Here is a 22,252-nt window from a genome sequence, read left to right on the forward strand (position 1 = left end):
ATGAGCTGCCAGTGGCCAATCGATCCGTCGTGCTGGCCGAAGCTGTGCGAGGACATCGACAAGCAGCGGATGCAGTACGCCGCGGACAGCGCGGTGGCTGTGCTGTGGGCGCTCACCGGCCGCCAGTTCGGGGTGTGCCCGGCGATCGTCCGCCCGTGTCCGACCCGCTGCGACACCGGCCTGTACCCGTACGACCCGTACCTCTATCCGGGGGCGAACCTGCCCGCACCGATGCCGGTGATCCCGATCTGGGAAGACGGCGCCTGGCGCAACATCTCGTGCGGCTGCCGCGGCCGCTGCTCCCGGTCCGGGCCGACCGTGGTGCACCTGCCTGGACCGGTACAGGCCGTGGACGCCGTCGAGATCGCCGGCGAACCACTGGACCCGGGCGAGTACCAGCTCGAGGGCGACTACCTCTACCGGCTGGACGGGCAATGGCCCTCGCAGGACCTGGGTGCTGCGATCGGGAAGCCGGGCACCTGGGCAGTGCGTTACCAGCGCGGCGTGCCGCCGCCGGCGGGAGCGGCCACCCACGTCGGGCAGCTCGCGATGGAGTTCTTCAACGCGTGTTCCGGCGGGAAGTGCCGGCTTCCGCGGCGGGTGCAGACCGTCACCCGGCAGGGCATGAGCATGCAGATGATCGACCCGACAGACCTGTTTGGTGCGGGCCTCACCGGTATCGACACCATCGACCTGTGGATCCGCGCCCACAACCCGGCTCGGTTGGCCACCGGACCGAAGGTGAGGTGAACGGTGGCGGATACGGCGATCGTCGTGGTCGGGCTCATGGCCGAGGCCATGAAACGGGCATTCACCAACGGCCAGACCACACCACCATTCGGCGGCGGCACCGACACCGTACGGTTTTTCGCCGGCGACACGATGCCCCTGGCGGTGTGGAACGGGTACGCCTCCGGCGGCAACTGCGGTGACCCGTTGGCGTGGGTGCGGGTCGTGCGCCGATTCCGCACCACGCAGCTGCCGGAGGAACGGCGCGATCAGAAATCGGAATGCACTGAGACGAAGGCACTCACCGTCGAGGCCGGGATCATGCGCTGCGCTGTGACCGAGCCCGAACCGGACTGGGACGCACTCGAGAAGGAAGCCTTGGCCGCCCTGGACGACAGTGTCCGGATCGATCAGGCGCTGGTGTGGGCGATGGCCGACATCGAGGAGAAGGTGGCACTGTCGACCATGATCGCGGCCGGTGAGCCGTATGGTCCAGAGGGCGGCGTTATCGCCTGGACCCAGTGGGCGCACATCCAACTCCGACAGAAATGAGTGACCTCATGTCTGACTGCACGCGCGTCGCGCGGATCGTCATCGAGCGGCACATCAACGCTCACGGCCAGCACATGACTTCCAGCGCGGTCGACGAGGCCGGCGAACCACTCGATCCGGTCACCTTCGCCGGAATGATGGAACTGGCGAAAAACCATCACCTCGGACTGGGCTGCCGTGGCTAACCAGCGGCCGGTGTACCGGATCGACCGCAACCAGCTGGCCACCCAGCTCACCGGCCCGCAGGGGATCCTGGTCCGCACGGTCGCGATGGTCGACCGGCGCGTCGAGTCCAACGCCAGCAACAAAGCACCGGTCGACACCGGCAACCTGCGCCGGATGATCCGCCAGGACCCGATCACCGTGACCGATCTCAAGGCCAGCGGCGGTGTCACCGCCCACGCCAACTACTCCGCCGCCGTCCACAACGGCTCCGGACCGTACGTGATCCGGCCACGCCGCGCGAAGGCGCTTCGGTTCCAGATCGGTCCGCGGACAGTGTTCGCCGCCAAGGTCAATCACCCCGGCACCCGCGGCCGCCCGTTCCTGGCGAACGCCGCCCGGGAGGAAGCCGCCCGGATCGGCGCCACCTACACCCCGGCGTAGCTCAAAGCCGGACGCAGGACCGCGACCACTGCACCCGGGCACCGGCCTGCCACGCCCGCCGAACCTCGTTCCGCGGCTGCCGGTCCGGGTGCTGCACGAGCGTCGCACCGTCGGCGTGGTCGACCAGCGACGGCACCGCATACGCCACCCGCAACCGCCGGGCCCGCAGCCACCGATCCCAGCGCGAGTCCGCGGCCGCCAGCTCCGGAGCGCGCCCGGTGAACGCGAGCATGTCCCCGATATGGCGGGCACGGAGGCAGATACCGACCGCGTGCAGCATCCGGTCCGCGGTCACCCAGCACGCCCCCTGGGCGTCGGCGCGGTCGAGCGCGGTCCGGATCCGCGACTGCACCCCGGGCGGGCGCCCGGTCCCGAGGTACAGCGACACCACCGGGTGCGGTGCCTCGGCGAGCGCCGCGCGCAGCTGCTCGCCGAACCCGTCCACGGGCAGCGCGTCGTCCTCCAACACGCACACCCACCCCGCGGCCGTGCCGGCGAAGTGCTGCCAGACGGCGCGGTGGTTGGCGACCGGGCCACGGCCGTCGTCGACGGACAGGTGCCCGTCGAGTCGGCCGGCCAAGGCCTGCGCCGCGGTGAGCCGGGCCGGGTGAGCGACTACCCCGAACGCGATGTCAGGCGCCATTGTGCAGCCGCCAGAACGTGTCGAGGTAGGTCGGTTTCAGCGCGTTCCACGACAGTTGCTCCGCGGTCGCGCGGGCGATGCTCTGCGCCTGGCGGAAGAACGCGGGGTCGCTGGCGAATCGGTCGATCGTTGCGGCCAGCGCCTGGTGGTCGACGGTGTGGAGGTCGATATCGGTGCGGGCCCGGAACGAACCGGTCCGGCGTGCCGGCACCAGCCAGTCGGGCTGCAGCAGCAGATTGTTCGGCGAGATATCGGGCATCACCACCGGCAGCCCGGAGGCGAGTGCCTCCTGCGCGGGCAGGCAGAGACCCCCGAACCGGCGCGGCAGCACCAGCACATCGTTCGCGTGGTAAGGCTGCCAGTAGTAGTCAATGTCGTCGTGCTCGAGGTCGACGTGGACATGGTCGGGGAGACGGCGCCCGGCCATCAGCCGCGGCACATACTTCGGGTCCTGGCAGCGGATCGTCACCGAGATCTCCGACCGCACATATTGCAGGGCCTCGATCAGATCTGCGGTGCCGTTGCGGTCGTGGATAGCGGGCCGGCCGACGATGTGCAGGAAGTCGATCGCCCGGCTGCTGTAGTGGGTAGGCGGGCGGACCCGGTCGGCGACGGGCACCGGCAGCAGCATCGTGCGCTGTCCGGGCATCGTCGCGGTGACCTCGTCGTACCGCCACGGGCTGGGTGCGGCGAGCAGGTCCGGGCGCGGAAGGTCGCGGCGGGCGAGGTAGTCGAGGAACTCGAAGTTGTACTGCAGCACCGTCTTGACGCCCGCGGCGCGGGCCACGGTGAAGAGGTCGTAGTTGTATGGGGTCTCCGCCGTGAACACGACGTCCAGGCCGTCGACGAACTCTTCTAAGTGCCGGCGGTCCGGAATTCCCTGAATAATTTTCGCGCCGGGGAACCGCTCCGGGTACAGCCGGCGGGTGGTGCCCGCGGTGAGGTCGACAACCAGCGTTTTCGCGGGGTGCATGTGGCGGGCGAATTCCCAGGTCTGGATGCCCAACCCGGTGTTTTCGGCGCGGCCGATCAGGCCGATCCGCATGTCAGTACCTCCGGCCGTAGATGTAGCCGCCCCGCTCGGGTGAGCCGATGATGTGGGTGTTGAACACCTTGGCGATCTTGGTGACCATCGCCCCGAATTCGTCGTCGGGTGCGGCGTCGAATTCCATGGTCAGATACCGGATCCGCGCCAGGGTCTCCGGAGCGGCGGCGGCGATGAGTTCGCGTTCGCTGCCCTCGATATCGATCTTGAGGACGTCGCAGCCATCGGGGAGGTCGGCGAACACATCGTCGAGGGTGATGGAGGGCACGGTGATCCCGCTGCCGTAGTCGACGATGCGGGAGTTGCCGTGCGCCGGTTCGAGTTGCGCGGTGCCGTGCCAGTCGGTGACCGCGGCCGCGTGGACGACGACCCGTTCGGCCATACCGTTGCCGGCGATGTTCTGCTGCAACAACGCCAGGTTGTCCGGTTCGGGTTCGTAGGCGATCACGGTGGCGCCGAGGGAAGCCGCGTAGATCGAGACGGCGCCGATGTTGGCGCCGATGTCGATCAGGATCCCGGTGTCGCGGAGATCGCCCCGGTGGATCTGGTACACGTTTTCGACCCAGCACTCGCGGATCACGGCTTCGTCGGAGGGGGAGCCGTCGCGGCCGAGGAACCGGTGCGCAGGGTTCGGGGTGAGCACGATCATCGGCCGAGGACCTCCAGGATCGTCGCCCACCGGTCGAGGTAGGTGTGCTCGGTGCGCACCAGCTGGTGGCCGGCCGCCCGGATCTGTTCGCGTTCGTCGTCTCGGTCGAGGTAGTAGTCGATCAGCTCGCGCAGCTGGTCGAACCGCCCGTACTCGTAGAACGCGAGGTGCTTGCGGTCGGTGAACGTGGCATCCATGCCGGGCACCTGCGGGTGGATGAGGAACCCGCCGCGGCCGAGGGTCTCGTACACCCGGTCGGACCAGTAGTCGGGGTATTGGTAGCGCAGGCACAGGGAGTCGCCGACCACGACCCGGGCGTCGGCGTACACCTGGTTGAGTGCTGTGCCGCGTACGACGCCCAGGCCGTCGCCGCCGTAGTGCCGGAACCGGTCCCCGTAGGTGGTGGTCAGCCAGTCCAGCAGCCGCCCCCGGTACGGCCACTCCGGGTGGTAGCGGCGCGATCCGACGAACGCGATATCGAACTGCTCGCCGGGGGTGGCTGGTGCGCACTCGGCGTGGTAGACGCCGGCGGGCAGGTAGTAGCCGCGGATGCGGGTGTTGTCGCTGAGCCATTCGGCCATGAGCCGGTCGGCGGTGAAGAAGTGATCGACCTGCCAGTACGGGTCGCGGCGCATATCGCGCTGCCGCTGCAGCCCGAACCACAAATCGAGGTGGTAGGTGAGGGTGGGGATGCCGCGGCGTTTCAGATCGCGCAGGACGCGGTCGATGCCGGGTGTACGCCAGCCGTGGGTGTGGACCCACACGAACGCGTCCGCCTGCAGGGCGGTGTCGAGGATATCGGCGGCGTGCGTTTCCGACTCCTGGAGGCGGTCGACGGTGTGGCCGAGTGCTTCCAGGCTGAGTGCGTGGTGGGTCTCCGACGTGTAGTCGGTGCGGAAGTTTCCGAGGAACGCTATGCGCATGCCCGGGACGGTAGGAACGCAGGGTGCACGACTACCGCGCCCGACCGTAGCCGGGCGCGGTAGTCGAAGCCCGGGTTAGCTGCCGGGCAGTACCGCGTCGCAGGCCGGCTGTGCCGGTGCGACATCGGCGGCCGGCTCGTTGGACGGGCCGCCGTAGTAGTAGTTCGGAGCGGTGAAGATCGACTGCACCGCGAGGGTGCAGCAGCCGTCGGTGGGATCCGGCGGCGCGATCGGGGTGGTTTCGAAGTGGATATCGGAGACCCCGTCCACCAAGCTCCCGACCGGGGCGAGCAGCCGGCCCGGGGTGAGCTGGGCGTCGATCGGCACCACGTTGTACGGGCCGCGGCCCCACCCCGTGATGTCCATGGTGATCCCGGACATGGTGAAGGTCGACACCTGGCGGCCGATCTCGAGGCCACCGCTCAGCTGCCATTCCTTGACGCCGAAAACGAAGTAGCCGAACTCCTCGCCGGTGACCGCGTCGGACTGGCCGAACACGTCATCGTTGGCCGGCAGAGCGCAGGTGTTTTCGGAACTGGTACCGGACCAGAGTTCCATTACGACACCGGAGTCGGTGACGACCTTGCGGGACGTTTCGAAGCCGACCGGGTTGCCGGCGTAGTCGACGACCGGCGCCCACCCACCGAGCATGGTCCACAGGCAGGTGTCGACACCGCAGAACTCGACCGACACTTCGAACCATTTGATCTCGGGGGCGGTGCGGTCCTGGCCGCAGATCTCGCCGTCGGCGTTCTGCTGCTCCAGTTCCTCCGCGTCCTTCAACACCGGGGTGAGCGACACGGTCACATACCCCTTGGTGACGGCGTAGTTGCCCTCACCCTCCAGTGGCATACCGCATCGGTTCGCCTTGGTCGCCCGGATGCTCTTGCCCCGGACGATCGAAACCCTCTTTCCAGCCATGCTGTTGTTGCCTCCTGCTACTCGTGCGCACGAGCGCCGGCAGGCCGTTTCCCTGGCTGGGACGCTATGAACTGGGGGTGCACGGGAGCTGCCGGCCGGCCGCGGCAGGGGGGAAACGACCCACCAGCAGGGGTGGACCGCGGCCGACCGGACAGCGCTTATTCGAGCGCCGGCGGTGGCCCGACCGGCTGCCCGAGGTCCTGAAGCCGCTGGGCCACATCGCGATCCCAGTCGGCGTGCAGCTCCGCGCGGGCCCGGCGCCGCTCGTCCTGCTGCAGCGCGTCACGCTGGTGCTCGTCGAGCTTCGCCTCGACCTGGCGCACCCGGTGCTCGGCCTGGGCGATGCGTTCGTCGGCTTGGGCCAGGGCGCGTTCGGTGATCCGCGCCGAGAGGTCCTCCAGCGTGACGAGGAGGTCGGCGCGGTTGCGGCGTCGCAGGAATATGCGATCCATGAGGGTGCCGGCTACGCCGCCGACACCGAGGGTGCCGAGGGCGGTGGCGATCTCAACCAGGGTCATGTCGTCGCGTTCTTCCGTCGTCGCAGTCACGGTGGGTCATTCCTCGCCGGTGAGGCTGGGGGACTCGGGGTCTCCGACACCGCTGGAAAGGATGGAGGTGAGTAGCGCGACCGCGGCCGCGGTGGCGGCGATGGATGCCGCGGTGGCCCAGTCGATATCGGTGATCGCGGAGCCCACCGTGATCGACGCGAGTAGCGCCTGGGCGAACGTCTTGACCACCCGCTCGCCGGTGGCCTTCCAGAACCGTGCGGTCGTCACTGTGCACCTCGCTGGTCCCAGCGCGCGATCAGCTCCGCGCGCTTGTCGTCGGGGTCGAACGGGATCCGGTGTGCGCGCAGATGGGTGCGCCACACCTGCACGCCGGAGCCGGGCCCTGTCCGCGGAGGCTCCGCCGGCAGCGCGGCCGCGGAGAGCAGCTCCTGGCCGTTGCCGTCGTTCTTGATGAGCACCGGCCCGTCGCCGGGCTCGTAGGCGGGCATGTCGATCAGGCCCGCGGCGATCACGATCTCCAGCGGCGCCCGGTACGCCGGGCCGCCCGGGCGCACAATCTTGTCGATACGCCACGCGTCCGGCCGGGCCGCGGCGACCAGCCGATTGATCGCGTCCTGACGCAGCACCGGGTCCGGGACCTCGACCTCGGCTGTCTTGCCCTCGACGAGGACGAACACCCCCGCCGGCATCAGCCCGTCACCTCGACCGCGTAGACGGTGGTCGGGCATTCCCACCCGAACCCGAACATCCGTTCGGCCACGGCCTGGCGCTCGTTGGTGGTCGGCTCGACCGCGACCCGGGGAATGATCGGGCCGCGCCAGACGGTCACCGGGCCCGTGGCGTAAACGGTGTTGCCGAGGGCGGTGTAGCCGCCGCCGAACGCCACCCGGTTGCCGAGCTGGGTGACCAGGGTGCTGCCTTGTGCCGAGGTGAGCCGCCGCTCGGCCGCGGCCGCGGACAGGCCGCGGCGGGCGTGCAGGACACCGCCGAACCCGGTCTCGCCGAGTGCTTCCTCCAGCGCGCCGAAGGCCTCGGTCAAGTCGCCGGCGTCCGGGAGTGGTGTGGCTCGTGCGGCGAGTTCGGTGGCAAACGCCTGTTCGACCCATAGCGGGGCGTGCAACATCAGCAGCTGCGCGGCGCGGGCCTGGTTCTCGCTGGTGTCGGTGGCGTACAGGCTGCACTCGTCGGTCGCCCACACGACGAGCGTGGGGAATGTGTCATCGTCCGGGCGGGCACCGGTTTTCGTCTGCGCCGGCGGAATCTCGGGGTCTGGGCACGGCTCGTGCTGCCAGATGCCCGAGGGCCCGCAGTTGGTCGGGGTCCAGTGCACGCCGCCGAGCAGTCGGGCCGGCGGGTCGAGGTCGATCGGCGGCGCAACCGACCACAGCCCGAACGGCTGCGGTGTTTGGGGGAGGCCGGTGTGCTGCACACCGGGCGGCATGAGCGGGGTGGTCATCGAGGTCTCCTCGGGGTGGGTGATGCGCTACCGCCGAGGCCAGCCACGATTGGGCTGGCCCCGGCGGTGCGCGGGATCAGGACCCGCTGGCGCAGAGCACGTCCAGCCGCTGCCCGATAGCACCGTCCGGGCAGACCGGGATGGTGACCACGACGGAATCACCGCAGCGCTTGCCGACGTTGAGGCCGTCCTCGGTGAACATGCGGGTGTAGCGGTTGATCTGCAGCAGTTCCCGCGGGTACATGACGCCGAGGTCGATGATCGGCTTGACCAGCGCGAAGTAGGCGCCGGCTTCCCACAGGGCGATATCGACGGTGGCGGGGAACTGGGTCCAGTTCGGATTCCACTTCTGCCATTCGCCGACGAACTGCAGCTGGATCCGACGCTGGTTCAGCCAGCCGAGGACCTGGGCGTCGGACACGTCGAAGGTGCTGATGCCTTCCTGGTTGGCGATGTCGTTGCGCATCAGCTCGAACACCCAGGTCGGTGCCGCGCCGGCCACGATCGCGTCCCGGGCCAGGTTGCGGGAGGCCCGCACACCCATCGCCGCGATCGCCAGGCTGTTCAGAACGCTGGACGCCGCCGCGATTTGCGAGCCGGCCGGGATCACCAGGTCGCGGGTCGTGGGATCGGTGAGGATCTTGGTCAGCATCCACATCGACCGCTGCCGCTGCTGGGCAGCCAGCAACTTCTGCGTGAAGGTGTCGACGACCTCCGGCCAGACCTGGTCGCTGATGATGTCGGACTCGATGCACAGCGGCAGGTAGCACAGGGACAACTGGGCGAAGTCCTCCGGGCAGGGCACCGTGTGGCAGCGCTTCACCGTGGGCGGGTCGGCGTCGAGCTCGGCGGCGCACAGCACCTGCCAGTCCAGGGTGATGTCGAATTCCTCCGGCCAGGAGATCGAGCACCGTTCGGCGGTGATCTCCGGCAGCACGAACAGGTCGCGTGCCGGTTCGACCGGGCAGAAATCGTAGGACACCTGCGGCGGCGGGCAGCACGCCGCGGTCAGCGAACCGTCCGGCTGGATGGACGCGGCCACCGCGGCGTCGAGGACCTCGTTGAGGGTCTCGTGGTCCTCGACCGCCGGCACGTCACGTACGTACTGGCCGAGGTATTGCGGGGTGTGCCCGGACGGCTCGCTGGCGCCGTTCGGGCGCGCCATCGCCGACCCCGACCCTTTCGCCGCGGCGGCGAGTCCGGCGGTGATCGCGTTGAGCTTCACCATGCCGGGCACGTAACCGGGTGCGTCCGGGCGCATCTGCCACCCGGCGGTGGGGTTCGGTGCCGGGTCGGCCGGGATCTGGGGTGCGCGGCCGCGGTTGGCGCCGGCGAAACTGGTGCGGCGCCGCGGCTTGCTGGCGGCGGTGACCGTTTCGGTGGCGGCTTCCCGGGTGGCCTGCTCGGCTTCGGCGACCACCTGGTCCGCGTCGGCCTGGTCCTCGGTGCCGTCCGTGTCGTCGGCGTCGGTGGTGTCGTCCGCTTCCTCGGTGGTGGCCTCGGCCTGTTCGCGTTGGCGGCGGTCGGCGACCAGCCGGGCGGCTTCGGCGCGGCGGGCGTCGGCGTCGTCGAGGCCGGCGACCGCGGTCTCGAGGGTGTCGAGCGCCTCGGTCACTACGCGCAGCGCTTCGACGTCGGCATCGGACAGGTCGGCGGTGTCGGCTTCCACCGACTCGGCGATCCGGTTGAATTCGGCGGTGGCGGCCTCGTGCAGGGCGGCGAGTTCCTCGCGGCTGGTGGGCAGCGGGTTCGGCAGTTCGAATGGCATCGGAGTTCCTTCGGGGGTGCAGGAATACGACAGGTCGTCGGCTCCTCCGGCCCGCAGCCAGCAAGGTCACCGGGTACAGCTGTGGCGTCCTCCGGCCCGCAGCCAGCAAGGGTCACCAGGTCCAACCAGGGAGTCGCTCCGGCCCGCAGCCAGCAAGGTCGTCCCGCGTGATGTCACGCTATGAATCGGGGGTGCACGGCTACCCCGGCTTCGGTCCGGCGACGGGCCGGATGGTGCCGCCGCCGGCCAAACTCCGCTGCATCCGCGCCTCCACCTGCGAGGTGTAGGTGGCTGTCGAACCGTCCGGTTTGGTCAGCTCGTAATGGATCTGCTTCGGCTTCTTCTGGCCGCCGCACCCGCATCCCATGACTCACGCCTTCCTGTTTCGAACCGCGGCGATGAGCGCGCGGGCGGTGGTGCGCCGGCGTTTGCGGATGAGGCCGAGCGCGGCCGCGCGGCGTGCCTCACCCTGCCGGTACTCGTGGACCGCGGTCCGGGCCACGAACCGCAGCCGGGTTTCGTCGGGGTCGGTGCGCCGATACCGCGGGGCCAGGGACGCGACGAGGACCTTGACGCGGCCCTCTTCCTCCCGGGCGCGCAGGACCGGGAACCCGGGTGTGTTCACGCTCAGGGCGGCGACGAGTTCGAGGTGGCCGCCGACGCTGCGCCAGTCCCCGGACAGCGGCGCCGACAACCCGTCCCGCACCTGCTCGTCCGTCGCGGCGGGGTGGGGGACACCGGACACCCAGATGCCGTGGGCGTCCTCGCCGGCGCGCACGTAGGCCCAGGAGGTGCAGAGCGTGTCGTAGTGCTCCGATGCGGCGCGGGCGTCCAGGCCGTGCCCGGCGTGGCCGCCGCCGACGGTGAGCCGGCCGACCGGCAGCCGCACACCATCGGAGGTTTCCACCGAGGACACATGGAAATGCGCGTAGGCCGTGGCCGACCGCGGCGCGGTGACGCACCGGTCGGAGATCCCGACGTGGCAGATACCCCACACGGCGAGGTGTCCCTGGATCCGGCCGTCGTCGGTCATGTGCAGCGGCGTCGGTTCGGTGAACCCGGGGTCGGCGAACATCGTTCCGGACGGCCGGAACCAGGGCCGCACAGCTGCAGCGGCGAGCAGCTGCTTGTCGACATCGGCTGTGTCGGCCGGGGTGTCGATGACATCGTCGTCGAGGGTGATGGTGGTGGCGCCGAACCGCGGTGTCGTCGCGGCCGCGGCGACGAGTTCCTCGTCGGACTCCTGGTCGAGGGTGATCGAGGTGTTGCCGAACGCCGGGATCGCGACCAGGGTGGCGGCGGTGACGATCGCGCTGGTGGTGACCGCCAGCAGCTTCGCGTCCTCCTCGACGTCGTCGAAATCGAGGATCGGGTTGCCCTTGTCGTCGCGGATCTCCCACTCGACATCGGCCAGGTCCACGCTCGGCGCGGTCACTCCCTCGCGGATCTGCAGCGCCGCCTCGGCGGCTTCGGCGGTGTCGATCAGATGGCCGGCGCCGATGACCTCGCTGCCCTGGACGCTGATGCTGTCGATCGCGCCGACGGTGAATGCTTCACCGTGCATGGGGATGTCCTGGCGTTGCCACCGCAGCGGCAGCGGGGTGTCGCGGAACCGCAACGCGATATCGGCGGCGAGCATGCGGCCGTCGTCGGTCGGCACGCCGAGGTGGGCGAGCACCGCGGTGAACGTCTGCATGGGTCGGATCCTCTCGGGTGGGGGTGCAGCGGAGGTGATGTCGCCGATCCCGTTCGGGTCGTCGCGGGCGCGGATGACGCCGTCGGCGGCGCGGCGGTCGATCTCGTCCTGCCGGGTGCCCTCGCGGTTTCGGACGGTGGCGTTTCCGGGGCCGCGTTCGGTGTGCCGGTCGCTCTCGTCGGGGAGGTCCTCGTCGGCGCCGACGACGATCAGGGCGCACCGGCAGTTACACACCTCGCTGGCGGGGGCGCCGGGTTCCCCAGGCCACCGCATCTTCACGCCGCCGGGTAGCTCGAATTCGCCGTCGAGGGGCTGGCGTTGCCCGTCGACGGCGAAATGCGTGTCGCGGGTGCGGCCATCGATGGTGGCCAACCAGACTTTGTGGAGGTCCTCGCCGGTGATCTCGGCCATCACGCGGGCAGCTTCGAGGCGGGCGCCGTTGAGTGCACCGCAGGTTTCGGTCCGGGCCACGAGCGCCGGGCGGCGCCCGCCGAACGTGTCGAGGTTCTCGGCCGACAGGATGCGGGCGACGCGGGCGGCTTGCTGGTCGGGGGACTCGCCCTCGCGGGTCGCGACCGCCAGCTCGTCGGCGATCAGCCGGAACGCGGTTTCGGGGGTGCGGACCATCCGGTTGTTCACCGCGGCGAGGTAACCGTCGACCCACTCCTGCACGGACGGGACCGCCATCACCAGATCCGGAGTCAGCGGCTCATCCTCGTCACGATCCCGGTCCCGGGGCCGCTCATCCTCGGGCTCGGGCTCGTCGGGGAGGTCGTCGTCGCGGTCCGGCGCATCCGGCGGCGCGGGGCGGTCAGGGCCCGGTTCGGGTTCGCCCGGCTGTGATGGCGTACCCGGTGCCGGCGTGTCCTCGTCGCCGCCCGGGGTGGTGCCCGGCAACCCGGATCGCGCTGCGGCGGCCGCGCCCAGCGCGATCACTTCCGCCGCGGTGATGCCGAGGCCGGCCATCTCCGCGGTGAGCTGTGCCCACATGATCTCGGCCAGCCCGGCGAGGAAGACACTGGCCAGGATCTCCTCCCAATCCGCTTGCGACAGCGCGATCGCGTCCGGGTCCGGCGGGATCGGTTCCGCGGCGGCGGCGGTCAGCTCCTGGTGGAACACCGCGGCGCGGGCCTTCGGCAGCCATTGGGCGTAGGCGTCGGCGGCGAGCACCCGGATCCGGCGCTCCATATCGAGGATCGACAGCAACGCGGTCCGGCGAAGGCCTGCACGGCTGCTCATCGCAGGGCCGCCCGGATTTCGTCACCCACGGCCACCGGGCGGCCGGTGGTGAGCGCCACCCGTGCCCGGTCGGTGACCAGTGCGCGCAGCCGGTGCGGGTCGGCACCGATGCCGTGGGCGATGTCGTCGGTGAGGCCGGCGTCGTAGCCGGCGATCAGCCGCGGCACATCGCCCGGTTCCGCCGGCGGGATCCTCGTGTACACCTGCCAGGTCGGGAGATCCCCGAGGGCGGCGAGGTCGGTGCGGGTCGCGCGGCGTTTCCCGGCGAGTTCCAGCGCGCGGGTGAGTAACAGCGTGGCCACGGCGCGGGCAGGTTCGGCGGACGCGGCGATATCGTCCTCGTCGCCCGGCTCCGGTGGTTCCTGTTCGCGGGCCGGCTCGATCTCCCGCGGCGGTGCCGGCGTAGCCGGGCCCGGCTGATTGAGTTCCGGCAGCCGCACGCCGAGCAGCGGCGCGAGGACGGTGATCAGTTCGGGGTTTTGGGCGGCCTTGTCGCGGGCCAGCTGCCGCCACCCGTCCGGCGTTTCGAGGTCGTAGCCGTCCTCGTCCGGATTGAAACCGAGGTGGGTGAGCAGCGCGCGGTTTGTCAGTGCGCCGCGGTCGTTGGCTTCGCGGGCCTCGTCCTTGCGGTCGGGGTCCTGGGTGAGCGGGGTGGTGTCGTACCAGACGACGAACCGGTCCGGATCGAGGTTCAGTCCCTCGTCCTCGTTGAGGCGTTCGATGATCGGGCGCAGCAGCGCTGTGGTCACGGCGTCGCAGATCGTTTCCAGCAGCGGCACGATATGGGTGGCGACCGCGTCCTCCCGCATCGCCCACGCGTTCCAGTGGTTCATCGACGCCAGACCGAGGAGCTGCTCGGCGGGGATATCCATCGCCAGTGCCAGCCGGCGGATCGCGGCCTCCCGGATCGCGAGCTGCTCCTTGTTGATATCGGAGTGCAGGTCGATCAGCTTGACCTTGTCGGTCCACTCGCCGTCGGTGCCGGCCACGATCGGCAGGTGCGCTGCCATGGAGTCGGGATCCTTGGCCGCCGCTTCGGAGACGTCGAACAGCATGTCCTGCAGATCCATCGCGCCGGCGTCGACGGGCTCCGGAGCGGGTGGCGGCAGCTCCGGAGCGTCCGGATCCACCCCTGCGGCTTTCGGTGCGCCTTGTGTTTTCGGCAGGGACATCTGGTTCGGGACGAACAGGATCTTGCCGCCGATCAGGCGCGACTTGCTGGCGTGCCGGATGGTGGCGGTGGTCTGCACGATCTCCAGCAGCGTGGGCAGCGCGGACCTGGTCGGCGAGTCCGCCTCCTGGCTGTTGCGCGGGTGGGCGTTCCAGACGCGGAACAGCACATCGCGGTCCGGGTCGTACTCGTGCTCGGTGCCGTCCGCCAGGACGAGCGTGATCTGCCCGCCCGCCTTGGTTTTGATCTCGGACCGGTCGAGCAGGTGCCATTCCTCGATCACTCCGTCGCGGCCGGTGCGGCGGACGATCACCGCGACCCAGCACTCACCCGGCACGGTGAGGAACACGGTGGTGCGTTTCAGTAGCTGCGCCTGCCCGCCGGGGCCGCCGGCGATATCGCGGACGATGCCGTTGACACGGTCGTTGTCGGTGCGGCCGGTCGGCCGGCCCGTCTCCTCATCGATCTCGGAGGCGACGAGCCGGCACCGGGAGGTAGCGCTGGACAGCCAGGTGCAGATGTAGCGCAGCTCGCCGCACAGCTCGTACATCTCCCACGTCCGCGGCGACCAGGCGCCGTCTTTACCGTCCTTGCGGCCGAGGGTCGTCCGGAACGCTTTCGCGGGATCCCGGACCGGTTGCACGGCAGCAGTCACGGTGGGCTTGCGTCGCGCGAAGATCCGGGCCATGGTCGCGGACGCTACGAACCCGGGGTGCACGGACCGCTGGTGTCACTACAGGTCGTCATCCCGCCTGAGGGTGGCCTCGGCGAGCAGTCCCGCGAGGTGGGAGCTGGCGAATACGAGTAGCGGCAACGTCCACCAGGACAGGCCGGCGGCGAGGATCGCGGCCGGTGCGGCGGCCGCGGCGAGCCACATGCTCACACACCACGGGCAGTGCACCAAGTAGGTGATGCGGCTGCCTTGGCGGAGTCGGCGGACGAGCATGGCGCGGAAGGGCTCGACGAGCTTGTCGAACACCACCAGGCGGGTGAGGCGGACGACGGCCAGCAGGTACAGCAGGGTGACGATCAGTACGGTCACTTGCTCTTCTCCTGCCCTGCGGTCGCGTTCGAGCGCCACTCGGTGTATTCCTCGTCGAGTTCGGCGCCGGTCAGGGGACTGCAGCAGCGGTGCTGCAGTGCCCACATGTTTTCGGCGAGCCGGTAGCCGGCTATCCACGCTTCGCGCCACATCCGCTCCGGGTCGCCGACGCGCCGGATGGCGGCCTCCTGTTCGGCCGTGAGGTTCAGGACCTCGGGGATGTCTTCGGGCGCCGGGGCCGGCCGGTAGGTTTTGCGGTGGACGTCGTTTGTGCAGGGGTAGAACTCGCCCTCCACGCCGCGGATGATCCAGTCGCTGGGCCGCGCCCGCATCGTTCCCTCCAGGGTGCGGATGCTGAGGACGTGGCTACCCGATGCCGTGCCAGGACAGGGCCCGTTGATCGCGCAGCGGAATGTGGCGGTGCCGCCATTGCTAACTATCCAGTCGATGATCGCAGTGGCGCCGTCGGCGGTGCCGTCCCATTGCAGTGCTTCGATGGTGACGGGCAGTTTCTGAAACCTCTGAGGTTCGGCGGTGACGTTTCCCATGCTGCGGACGCTACGAATCGAGGGTGCAGCGAATTTCAGTCCGGGGAATCGTGTGAGAAGCCGTCGCGCAGCTGCACCCCGGCTACCTCCAGCAACCCGAGTTGCGTCCAGGTGGGCGAGCCGGGTCCTGAATCCACGACGGTCACTACATGGCTGTCGTCGGCGTTCAGTTGGCCGGCCACCACCACGTAGTCCACCAGCAGGCCGGTGTTGTCGGGGTCGTAGGCGTGGATCGTCGCCCGGATCGCGTCTGCCAGCGCATCATCCGCGGCGGCCTGCTCGGGTGTACGGGGCATCGTCATGCCGCGGACGCTACGAACCAGGGGTGCAGCCGACAGCCGGGCCCGGAAACGAACTACGGCCACCCGTTGAAGGGGTGGCCGTAGTCGATGATGAACAAATGGCGTTCCGTTTGCACTCTGGCGGGTGCGGTGCCGATACTACTCGACCGGTTCGCGCGGCGGGCTGAGATCGATACCGTGTCCGATCACCGCGCCGTCCGGTTCGCGTCCCGGCCAGAACATTTCGGGGCTCCCTGCCGCGTCCATGTACATGACCCAGCGGGTGCCGTCGTCGCGGATTCCCTCGATCCATCCGGCATGTGCGGGGAACGTTTCGCGGGAGACTTCATGGCCGGCGTCGTCGTGGTGGATGCGGGTCGCGGTGAGTGCGCCGCCGGGGTATCGGCCGATGGTGATGTTCTGCATGATGCTCCTGTCCCTACGTGGGTGGGCCGGAACATCCATCCGGTGAGTGCCGGTAGCACTCTATCTCGACGGGCCGGCTGGCCGCCGATAAGTGATGCTTACCGGCGCCCAGTGCGGCCACGAAAGTGCTTTCATCATGGGCATGGCCACCATCGATCTCAGCGTTGCCAAGCTACTGCCGGCGGACGACCCTCGTGTCCGCAGGTACGTCCGCCTGTTCGAGACCCCATTCGAGATTCGGGCCGATAGGCGTGACCGGCCGGGCAGCGAGGGCGGTGGCCGCGGTTGGGAGGTGGATGACTCGGCGCGTTGCCGAAACTGCGGGCACCGCCGTGACTGGCATTACCGCGGCCGTTCCGGCTGTGACTACGGTCCGGAGTACTGCTCGTCGGGGTGTCGCGAGTTCTTGTCGCCGGTGCTCGAGGATATGGAGCTGTGCCGGTGCGGGCACCGTCGCGAGGTGCACGGTGGGCCGTGTTGGACGGACAACGACAACGGCAGCAGCGAACCGGATTGCGAATGTCCGGAGTTCACGCCGGTCTTGGCGTGATGGGATCTACGGCATGAGTAGCGAATTGGTCAACTGCTGGTTCTACTTGCGCTGCCCGTCCGCGGAGCATCCCGGAATGTTCGATTACGAGAGCTTGTATATCGACGGCTATGCGAACGATGGGCACTTGCACACGCCATATCCGCCAGCGGTAGGCGATACGATCGCGCTGCATGCCCGGAACCTCGACTTGGACGGAGTCTTCCGGGTTATCGCCCGGGACTGGTCTCCGGTCCAGTACGGGTCCTTCAACTGGCGGCACGGCCAGCAGCGCCCCAAGGCTGGTCCGATCCTGCAGTTGATCGTCGAGCTGGCGGAAGGGCCGTTCCAGAACGAGGCGCCGCGGCCGCCGGACCCCGACGAGGAGGAGCTCGCATCATCCTGATGTCCTATCAAGATGATGGTCCAGGCCCCTTGCATGGCACATCATTTTGATAGGTCGAGCGGGGGTCAGTGCTTGCAGCCTGGCACTTCTTGGGGTGTGTAGATGACGTAGCCGCAGGTGCGGCAGGTATGTGTGCGGTGGTGGCCACCGATGAGCGGGCATGGTGTCGAGCCGACCAGGACGCGGTTGGCGCCGAGGTGGTGGCCGTTGCGGCACCGGACCGGTGAGGGCTCGGCCATGCCCTGTGGGGTGGGGTAGAGGCGGAGCGGGTCGGGTACGACGCGCCCGTCGACGGTGTAGATCGGCCGCCAACTGTTGTCGTACATGCGTTCGATTATGCTCGCCTAAGTGATCCAAATCGGCGACATTGTGACAATCGGTGCGGGCGGTCAGAACCGGTTCACCGTGGCGAGGATCGACGAGGAGGGGCGCGCTGTGCTTGACCCTGTGGACGACGCCCCGGGCGCGTACCAGTTCTCGATGCCGCTGTCGGCGCTCAAGAAGGTCGAGACGTAGCGGCTCGGCTGCTGCGGATGACGGTGGCGACCGCGAGGATGTCGCATTCATCGGTGGCTGTGTCCGGGCGGTCGTCCGCGGCCTTGTTCGCCAGCGCGACGATGACGTCCTGGTCCACGCCGTAGGTTTCGGCGATGCGGTGCAGGGCCCGCAGTTGGCTGCGGCCGGGCCGGTCGTTCGGGTACTCCGCGCGTACCGCGGCGATGGTGGTCTCGAATTCTTCCCGGGCGCGTGCCAGTGGCAGTGGTCCGCCGCCGGCGCCGCGGCCGGGCCGGGCGAGGTGCCATGCCTGCCATGCGGGGCGGTCCTTCCAGCCGGGGGTGTCGTCGATCCATACGGCCGGCGGTGGGCAGGGGTGGTCGGTGCCGGCGTAGCGGGTGCGCCACTTCGAGACGGTGGCGGGTGAGACGCCGAGCAGTTCGCCGATGCCTTTGAGGCCGAGGTAGGTCTCCATAACAACTCCAAATGTCTTTGTCGAACGTGTGGACAAAGACTAGCTACCCATTGGAGTGTTTGTCTACGGTTTCGACAAAGATGGCTAGAGGGTGCGGGTCCAGCGGCCACCGGCACCACCGCTGCCGGGCTGCCGGCGGACCGGCGACGCCAGCTGCGCGGTCGAGGAGGTAAGCGTGACGAGCCGGTCGTACACGATCACCGCGGCCGCGACAGCGTCCGGCTGGTGCTGGCCCACGTGCCAGCCGACCGCCTTCGATTCCAGCTTCTCCAACCCATGACCGAGGACGACGCACTTGCCGAGTTCGACCGCGTTGCGCATGCCGACCGACCGGGCCAGCGCATCGGCATTGGACTTACCGCGCCACATGCGGATCCGGAACGGCATCGCCTGCCCCGGGTAGCGTTCGTCGCGGATCTTCTTCCACGCCTCGACGACGGTGCGCCGGTAGGTGGTCGCCGCGCTGTAGCCCTCCACCGCGAGCTCGTGGGCGTGGGTCGCGAGCGCCAGCTCGACGCCACGCTCCGCCCATTCCGCGGACGTCATGTGCTTGGACCAGTCGTGGGTGAGGACAACCTTGCCGTCAGCGGTGAGGCCACCGGCGACGACGCCGGCCTCGTCGCTCTTGCCGGTCTCGGCCGGGTCGATCGCGACGACCCGCAGCGTGGTGGCCGGGGCGTCGCCCATGACGCGGTGATCGTCGAACCAGGCTTGCTCGAACAAACCGCCCTCCCGGGGTTTGGGGTTGCCTTGGTACATCGCCGACCACACGCGGGCCGGGCTCTGTTCCCGTCGTTTGATCCAGTCCTGGTTACGTGGTGATTCGAGGAGGACGCCGGGTTCACGGCCGAGGGAATCGAGTACGCCGTCCTCTGCGATGGCCGGGAAGTTCAGTACTCGCCACTCGTCGGGCATCAGCTGCTGCAGGTAGGCGAGGGCGTCGAACTCGTTCCAGCGGGTTGAGATGGCCACGATCGGTGCGTCACCGCCGAGGCGCTGCAACGCCACGGAGTCCAGCCAGGAGTTCACGCGGCGGCGGATCGCGGCGCTGTCCGCGTCCTCCATCGATGCGTACAGGTCGTCCAGCAGTAGGTAGTCCGCGGGGACGCCGGGGAGTTTCGTATCGATGCCGGCGGCGGTGAGTGAGCCCTTGTGGCCGCGGAGGCGCCAGAACTTGGCGGCGCTGGCCCTGCGGGGTATCGCCAGGCCGAGACGGTCCGGCAGCGGCTCGCCGGTTTCGGCCGCGGCGCTCGATCCGAATGTCTGGATGAGTCCGCGGATCTCGGTGGAGTGTTTGAGGGCCAGGTGCTCGGCGTGGGTGGCGATGACGCACCGCCAGTCCGGGTGCAGCATCATCGCGCGCAGGGTGCCGGCTATCGCGACTCGCTGGGACTTGCCGGTTTGCGAGGGCATCGAGATCATGAGCCGCGCCGCGGGGGTGGAGAACGCCCACTCGAGGTGTTCGTCGATCATCTGCAGCGCTGGGGTTTGCTGGATGCTGGGGTCGAGGTATTGGGCGAGTGCGCCGGCGGTCGGGTAGTCGCGGGCGGCGCGTAGGCGTACGAGTTCGCGCCGCAGGAACTGCTCGTTCGCGGCGGTCTGCATGACCGCGGCGGTCATCAGAAGAGGGCGAGCTGGTCGACGGGCGCGGCCGCCGGTGGACGGCTCCGGCGGGGTGGCGGGGCGCCGCAGTACTTGCGGTAGGTGTCGGCGCGGTGCTGCTGCTCGCGACATCGGGCTCGTAGCGCGCGGATCTGGTCGACCGCGGCGTCGAGCTGGTCGCGGGCCCGCTGCGATCCTTGCTCGCACTGGGACACGGTGAGTTCGCACCACCGGTCGAGGGCCTCGACGCGTTGGGCGGCTTCGTCGGCTTGGGCCTGGGCGACGAGGTAGCGGGTCATCATCTTGGTCATCGGCCGGGCCCGCACGTATTTGATCTTGCGACTACGACAGCCGCAGCGGGCGGCGATCTCCTCCACGGTGAAGCCCTCGACGGTCAAGCACGCCACCAACCAGTTCTGGTCGTCCTCGTCGAGCTGGAGCAGCTGCACGCCGCCGGCGCGGGCCGCGGCGGCGAGCATGGGATCCGGGGTCCACTGCGGTGCCGGGATCCGGGCCTGCACCGCGGCGGTCACGACGTACGGCCTTCGAGCGCCGGCGGTGCCGTGGCCGCGCTGAGGGTGGCGTACTCGGCCAGCGCTGCCCGGAATTCCTCGGGGCTCATCCGCGGGCCGCCGGCGTCGGGCTGCTCGCGGTTGAGGCCGTGGAGTTTGTTCATCGCCTCCATCACCCGGATCACCACGGCCGCGGCTTTGTCGTCGGGTGGTTTCGGGTCGTCGTTCTCGTCGAGGGCGGTGCCGGTGGCGTGGGGCCACCAGGCGCGCAGCAGGGTTTGGTATCGCTGGTCCTGGATGACCCGGTACTGGTCGACGGTCGCCGACTCCCACTTGTCGAGCAGCGTGTTCACTGCGCGGCGGGCGCCGGCCTCGGTTTTCCAGTCGGTGCGGTCGGCGATCTCCTGCCAGGTGTGGCCGTCGATTCGCATCTGCAGAGCGAGTAGAGATCGGGCTCGTTGGTCGGGGCGGTGATGGTTCGCCACGGGGCCACCTCCTGCTCTGCTCGAAGGCACCAGGGTTCGGCGATTATTGTACGGCGAATTGTGTCACCCGTTTGGTGGTGCGGGTGTGTGGTGATCGTGCGGTCAGGCTGCTATTTCCGCGAGCCGCCGCTGGGCGATGTCGGCGTATTCGGGTACGCCTTCGGTTCCGCTACCGGCAAATGGGTCGAGTATTCGGGCCTCGGGGCGGGTGGTGCGGACGAGGTCGCGCATGAGGTCGACGGGTTTCGCGGTGATGTGCTGGCGCGCTTTCCCGCGCGGGCTGGGGTGGGTGTAGACGCCGGGGAGGAATGGTGGTTTGTGGTCCGGGTCGAGTTGCCCGTTGGATCCCCAGAGAACGTATTCGCATTCGTTGCGGAATCCGGGCTGTGGTCTGGCGCTGGTTTTCTGCCACACGACAATTCCGCGCCATCTCCAGCCCGCGATTTGCAGGGCGTCGGATATTGCGGGGAGTTGCCGCCAGTCGGTGAATACCAATGCTTGGCCGCCGGGCCGTACGAGGCGCAGTGTTTCGGTGAGCCATATGGACGACCAGATGGTGAACGACCGTTGGTCACGTTGGTCGGGGAAATCGGGCATGGCGAGTCCGGACACGGAATCGGTGGACACGTATTTCTCGATCGCGCTGCGGCTGGTCCGTTCCGCGCTGGTGGTGCCGCCGGAGCAGTACGGGGGATCGGTGATCAGGGCGTCGTAGGAGTGGCCGGGGAGTTCGCGGAGGGTGGCGAGGGACTCGCCGCAGACGATCTCGTATTCGGACATGCGTTCGACTGTATCTCCGGTGACCTGCGGAAATGCGGAACGAGCGCCCCGGAATGTTCCGGGGCGCTCGCTCGGGGATCGGGGGTCAGGAGGCGGGTGGGTTATCCCGGGGGACGACGATCGTGTTGACCGGTTTGCCGTCGCGGACGAGGAGCGTGAGCGGCCGGACGGGGGCGCTCTCCTCCACCGCTCCTTCCCCGGAGATCGGGTGGCCATCGCGGACGGTCACGGTGGCGCCGTGCGCCCAGGGCCAGCCGCGGGCAACATCCGCGTCGTCGGCGCGCTGCCAGATGTAGCCGGTGTCGTCGATCACCACGTCCCCGTGCTGCCAGAGGGTGCCGTCCTCGGCCTGGCGTTCCAGCTCGTTCATCGTTGGGATCCTTTCATGGTCACGGAGCCGCCGCACCGGGTTACCCAGGCGAGTACGGGCTCCAAGCTGAACAGGAGCACATCGAGTTCGTGGTCGAGGATGTGGCGGTAGTTGGCCGGCACCACGAACTCGAGGGCGACCCGGTCAACGGGGATTGCCTCCGGCTCATAGGGCGCCGGGGTGCCGGTGCGTGTGGGTCTCGAGTCGGCTGGTGTGCAGGACAGATTTTCCTGGTCGGGACACGGGAACCGCGGCGGTTCGGCGTTCGTTGAAGTAGACATAACGGACCCCTTAAGAGGGCCGACACGGAGGACACCCAGGTAGCATCCGTGGCAGGCATCGAAGGTGAGGAGATACGGCCAAATGGGTGCTTCACGCACTACCAGCAATCCGG

General features: G+C 69.0%; 31 protein-coding genes. 6 read left to right on the forward strand and 25 right to left on the reverse strand.

All coding sequences use genetic code 11. The annotated features are described in order from the left end of the window. From ACQEVO_RS36485 to ACQEVO_RS36500, 4 genes are read left to right on the forward strand one after another with little or no spacing between them, the layout of a single operon-like run. A complete protein-coding gene (locus ACQEVO_RS36485; protein WP_432907372.1) occupies window positions 1-750 on the forward strand; it encodes a hypothetical protein in 750 nt (249 codons plus the stop codon). A 3-nt stretch (window positions 751-753) separates the two neighbouring features. Further along, complete coding sequence (locus tag ACQEVO_RS36490) at window positions 754-1,281, forward strand: hypothetical protein (RefSeq protein ID WP_432907374.1); 528 nt, start codon at window positions 754-756, stop codon at window positions 1,279-1,281. Window positions 1,282-1,289: 8 nt separating this feature from the next. Next, window positions 1,290-1,466: a hypothetical protein gene (locus ACQEVO_RS36495; RefSeq protein ID WP_432907376.1), complete on the forward strand. Its 177-nt coding sequence runs from the start codon at window positions 1,290-1,292 to the stop codon at window positions 1,464-1,466. After that, window positions 1,459-1,887, forward strand: a complete 429-nt coding sequence (locus ACQEVO_RS36500; RefSeq protein WP_432907379.1) for a hypothetical protein — start codon at window positions 1,459-1,461, stop codon at window positions 1,885-1,887. Before ACQEVO_RS36495 ends, ACQEVO_RS36500 begins: the two co-directional genes overlap by 8 nt. 1 nt (window position 1,888) lies before the next feature. On the opposite strand, the gene ACQEVO_RS36505 is transcribed toward ACQEVO_RS36500, so the two are convergent. From ACQEVO_RS36505 to ACQEVO_RS36585, 17 genes are all read right to left on the reverse strand, one after another. Next, window positions 1,889-2,530: a hypothetical protein gene (locus tag ACQEVO_RS36505; protein WP_432907382.1), complete on the reverse strand. Its 642-nt coding sequence runs from the start codon at window positions 2,528-2,530 to the stop codon at window positions 1,889-1,891. Continuing rightward, a complete protein-coding gene (locus ACQEVO_RS36510) occupies window positions 2,520-3,575 on the reverse strand; it encodes a glycosyltransferase (RefSeq protein ID WP_432907385.1) in 1,056 nt (351 codons plus the stop codon). Before ACQEVO_RS36510 ends, ACQEVO_RS36505 begins: the two co-directional genes overlap by 11 nt. A gap of 1 nt (window position 3,576) precedes the next feature. Then, window positions 3,577-4,224 (reverse strand): FkbM family methyltransferase, encoded by a 648-nt coding sequence (locus tag ACQEVO_RS36515; protein ID WP_432907388.1) that lies wholly within the window; start codon window positions 4,222-4,224, stop codon window positions 3,577-3,579. After that, a complete protein-coding gene (locus ACQEVO_RS36520) occupies window positions 4,221-5,147 on the reverse strand; it encodes a glycosyltransferase family protein (protein WP_432907391.1) in 927 nt (308 codons plus the stop codon). Before ACQEVO_RS36520 ends, ACQEVO_RS36515 begins: the two co-directional genes overlap by 4 nt. A gap of 75 nt (window positions 5,148-5,222) precedes the next feature. Further along, a complete protein-coding gene (locus tag ACQEVO_RS36525; RefSeq protein WP_432907394.1) occupies window positions 5,223-6,068 on the reverse strand; it encodes a hypothetical protein in 846 nt (281 codons plus the stop codon). Between the two features lie 158 nt (window positions 6,069-6,226). After that, window positions 6,227-6,616, reverse strand: a complete 390-nt coding sequence (locus ACQEVO_RS36530; protein ID WP_432907397.1) for a hypothetical protein — start codon at window positions 6,614-6,616, stop codon at window positions 6,227-6,229. Between the two features lie 6 nt (window positions 6,617-6,622). Next, window positions 6,623-6,844 carry a holin gene (locus tag ACQEVO_RS36535; RefSeq protein ID WP_432907399.1) on the reverse strand — a complete coding sequence of 74 codons (222 nt, stop codon included), beginning with the start codon at window positions 6,842-6,844 and terminating at the stop codon, window positions 6,623-6,625. After that, window positions 6,841-7,266 (reverse strand): hypothetical protein, encoded by a 426-nt coding sequence (locus ACQEVO_RS36540; RefSeq protein WP_432907402.1) that lies wholly within the window; start codon window positions 7,264-7,266, stop codon window positions 6,841-6,843. The genes ACQEVO_RS36535 and ACQEVO_RS36540 overlap by 4 nt, the downstream gene beginning before the upstream one ends. Further along, a complete protein-coding gene (locus ACQEVO_RS36545) occupies window positions 7,266-8,033 on the reverse strand; it encodes a hypothetical protein (protein ID WP_432923487.1) in 768 nt (255 codons plus the stop codon). The genes ACQEVO_RS36540 and ACQEVO_RS36545 overlap by 1 nt, the downstream gene beginning before the upstream one ends. A 76-nt stretch (window positions 8,034-8,109) precedes the next feature. Continuing rightward, window positions 8,110-9,801 (reverse strand): major capsid protein, encoded by a 1,692-nt coding sequence (locus tag ACQEVO_RS36550; protein ID WP_432907407.1) that lies wholly within the window; start codon window positions 9,799-9,801, stop codon window positions 8,110-8,112. Between the two features lie 199 nt (window positions 9,802-10,000). Next, window positions 10,001-10,168: a DUF7196 family protein gene (locus ACQEVO_RS36555; protein ID WP_432907410.1), complete on the reverse strand. Its 168-nt coding sequence runs from the start codon at window positions 10,166-10,168 to the stop codon at window positions 10,001-10,003. A gap of 3 nt (window positions 10,169-10,171) precedes the next feature. Further along, window positions 10,172-12,736 carry a phage minor head protein gene (locus ACQEVO_RS36560; protein WP_432907412.1) on the reverse strand — a complete coding sequence of 855 codons (2,565 nt, stop codon included), beginning with the start codon at window positions 12,734-12,736 and terminating at the stop codon, window positions 10,172-10,174. Beyond that, window positions 12,733-14,595, reverse strand: coding sequence for a hypothetical protein (locus tag ACQEVO_RS36565; protein WP_432907415.1), 1,863 nt, complete (start codon window positions 14,593-14,595; stop codon window positions 12,733-12,735). The genes ACQEVO_RS36560 and ACQEVO_RS36565 overlap by 4 nt, the downstream gene beginning before the upstream one ends. Window positions 14,596-14,640: 45 nt before the next feature. After that, on the reverse strand, window positions 14,641-14,949 hold the full coding sequence (locus tag ACQEVO_RS36570) for a hypothetical protein (RefSeq protein ID WP_432907418.1): 309 nt from the start codon (window positions 14,947-14,949) through the stop codon (window positions 14,641-14,643). Next, a complete protein-coding gene (locus ACQEVO_RS36575; RefSeq protein ID WP_432907421.1) occupies window positions 14,946-15,497 on the reverse strand; it encodes a hypothetical protein in 552 nt (183 codons plus the stop codon). Before ACQEVO_RS36575 ends, ACQEVO_RS36570 begins: the two co-directional genes overlap by 4 nt. Window positions 15,498-15,532: 35 nt before the next feature. Further along, window positions 15,533-15,799: a hypothetical protein gene (locus tag ACQEVO_RS36580; RefSeq protein WP_432907424.1), complete on the reverse strand. Its 267-nt coding sequence runs from the start codon at window positions 15,797-15,799 to the stop codon at window positions 15,533-15,535. 138 nt (window positions 15,800-15,937) lie between these two features. Beyond that, entirely contained in the window at window positions 15,938-16,204 is a 267-nt protein-coding gene (locus ACQEVO_RS36585; RefSeq protein ID WP_432907427.1) for a hypothetical protein, read from the reverse strand. 563 nt (window positions 16,205-16,767) lie between these two features. Between ACQEVO_RS36585 and ACQEVO_RS36590 the strand changes: the two genes are divergently transcribed. Then, the gene (locus ACQEVO_RS36590; RefSeq protein WP_432907428.1) at window positions 16,768-17,139 is read left to right on the forward strand and encodes a hypothetical protein; all 372 of its coding nucleotides are present in this window, start codon (window positions 16,768-16,770) and stop codon (window positions 17,137-17,139) included. A gap of 65 nt (window positions 17,140-17,204) precedes the next feature. Here ACQEVO_RS36590 and ACQEVO_RS36595 read toward each other — a convergent pair whose 3' ends face one another. Continuing rightward, entirely contained in the window at window positions 17,205-17,465 is a 261-nt protein-coding gene (locus ACQEVO_RS36595; protein WP_432907431.1) for a hypothetical protein, read from the reverse strand. A gap of 22 nt (window positions 17,466-17,487) precedes the next feature. Here ACQEVO_RS36595 and ACQEVO_RS36600 point away from each other — a divergent pair, with 22 nt between their 5' ends. Next, entirely contained in the window at window positions 17,488-17,655 is a 168-nt protein-coding gene (locus tag ACQEVO_RS36600; RefSeq protein WP_432907434.1) for a hypothetical protein, read from the forward strand. On the opposite strand, the gene ACQEVO_RS36605 is transcribed toward ACQEVO_RS36600, so the two are convergent. The 7 genes from ACQEVO_RS36605 to ACQEVO_RS36635 form a co-directional block, all read right to left on the reverse strand. Then, the gene (locus tag ACQEVO_RS36605; protein WP_432907436.1) at window positions 17,636-18,109 is read right to left on the reverse strand and encodes a hypothetical protein; all 474 of its coding nucleotides are present in this window, start codon (window positions 18,107-18,109) and stop codon (window positions 17,636-17,638) included. The genes ACQEVO_RS36600 and ACQEVO_RS36605 overlap by 20 nt on opposite strands. An 84-nt stretch (window positions 18,110-18,193) precedes the next feature. Beyond that, the gene (locus ACQEVO_RS36610; RefSeq protein ID WP_432907439.1) at window positions 18,194-19,729 is read right to left on the reverse strand and encodes a terminase large subunit domain-containing protein; all 1,536 of its coding nucleotides are present in this window, start codon (window positions 19,727-19,729) and stop codon (window positions 18,194-18,196) included. Beyond that, window positions 19,729-20,244 (reverse strand): hypothetical protein, encoded by a 516-nt coding sequence (locus ACQEVO_RS36615; RefSeq protein WP_432907442.1) that lies wholly within the window; start codon window positions 20,242-20,244, stop codon window positions 19,729-19,731. Before ACQEVO_RS36615 ends, ACQEVO_RS36610 begins: the two co-directional genes overlap by 1 nt. Continuing rightward, window positions 20,241-20,708, reverse strand: coding sequence for a hypothetical protein (locus ACQEVO_RS36620; RefSeq protein ID WP_432907445.1), 468 nt, complete (start codon window positions 20,706-20,708; stop codon window positions 20,241-20,243). Before ACQEVO_RS36620 ends, ACQEVO_RS36615 begins: the two co-directional genes overlap by 4 nt. Before the next feature lie 102 nt (window positions 20,709-20,810). Next, entirely contained in the window at window positions 20,811-21,488 is a 678-nt protein-coding gene (locus ACQEVO_RS36625; protein ID WP_432907448.1) for a DNA-methyltransferase, read from the reverse strand. Window positions 21,489-21,573: 85 nt separating this feature from the next. Then, window positions 21,574-21,858 (reverse strand): hypothetical protein, encoded by a 285-nt coding sequence (locus tag ACQEVO_RS36630; protein WP_432907451.1) that lies wholly within the window; start codon window positions 21,856-21,858, stop codon window positions 21,574-21,576. Next, complete coding sequence (locus ACQEVO_RS36635; protein ID WP_432907453.1) at window positions 21,855-22,139, reverse strand: hypothetical protein; 285 nt, start codon at window positions 22,137-22,139, stop codon at window positions 21,855-21,857. The genes ACQEVO_RS36630 and ACQEVO_RS36635 overlap by 4 nt, the downstream gene beginning before the upstream one ends. Window positions 22,140-22,252 lie beyond the last annotated feature (113 nt).

Origin of the sequence: Nocardia sp. CA-290969 (assembly GCF_050936135.1) — a bacterium.
In the GTDB taxonomy this organism is placed as follows: Bacteria; Actinomycetota; Actinomycetes; order Mycobacteriales; family Mycobacteriaceae; genus Nocardia.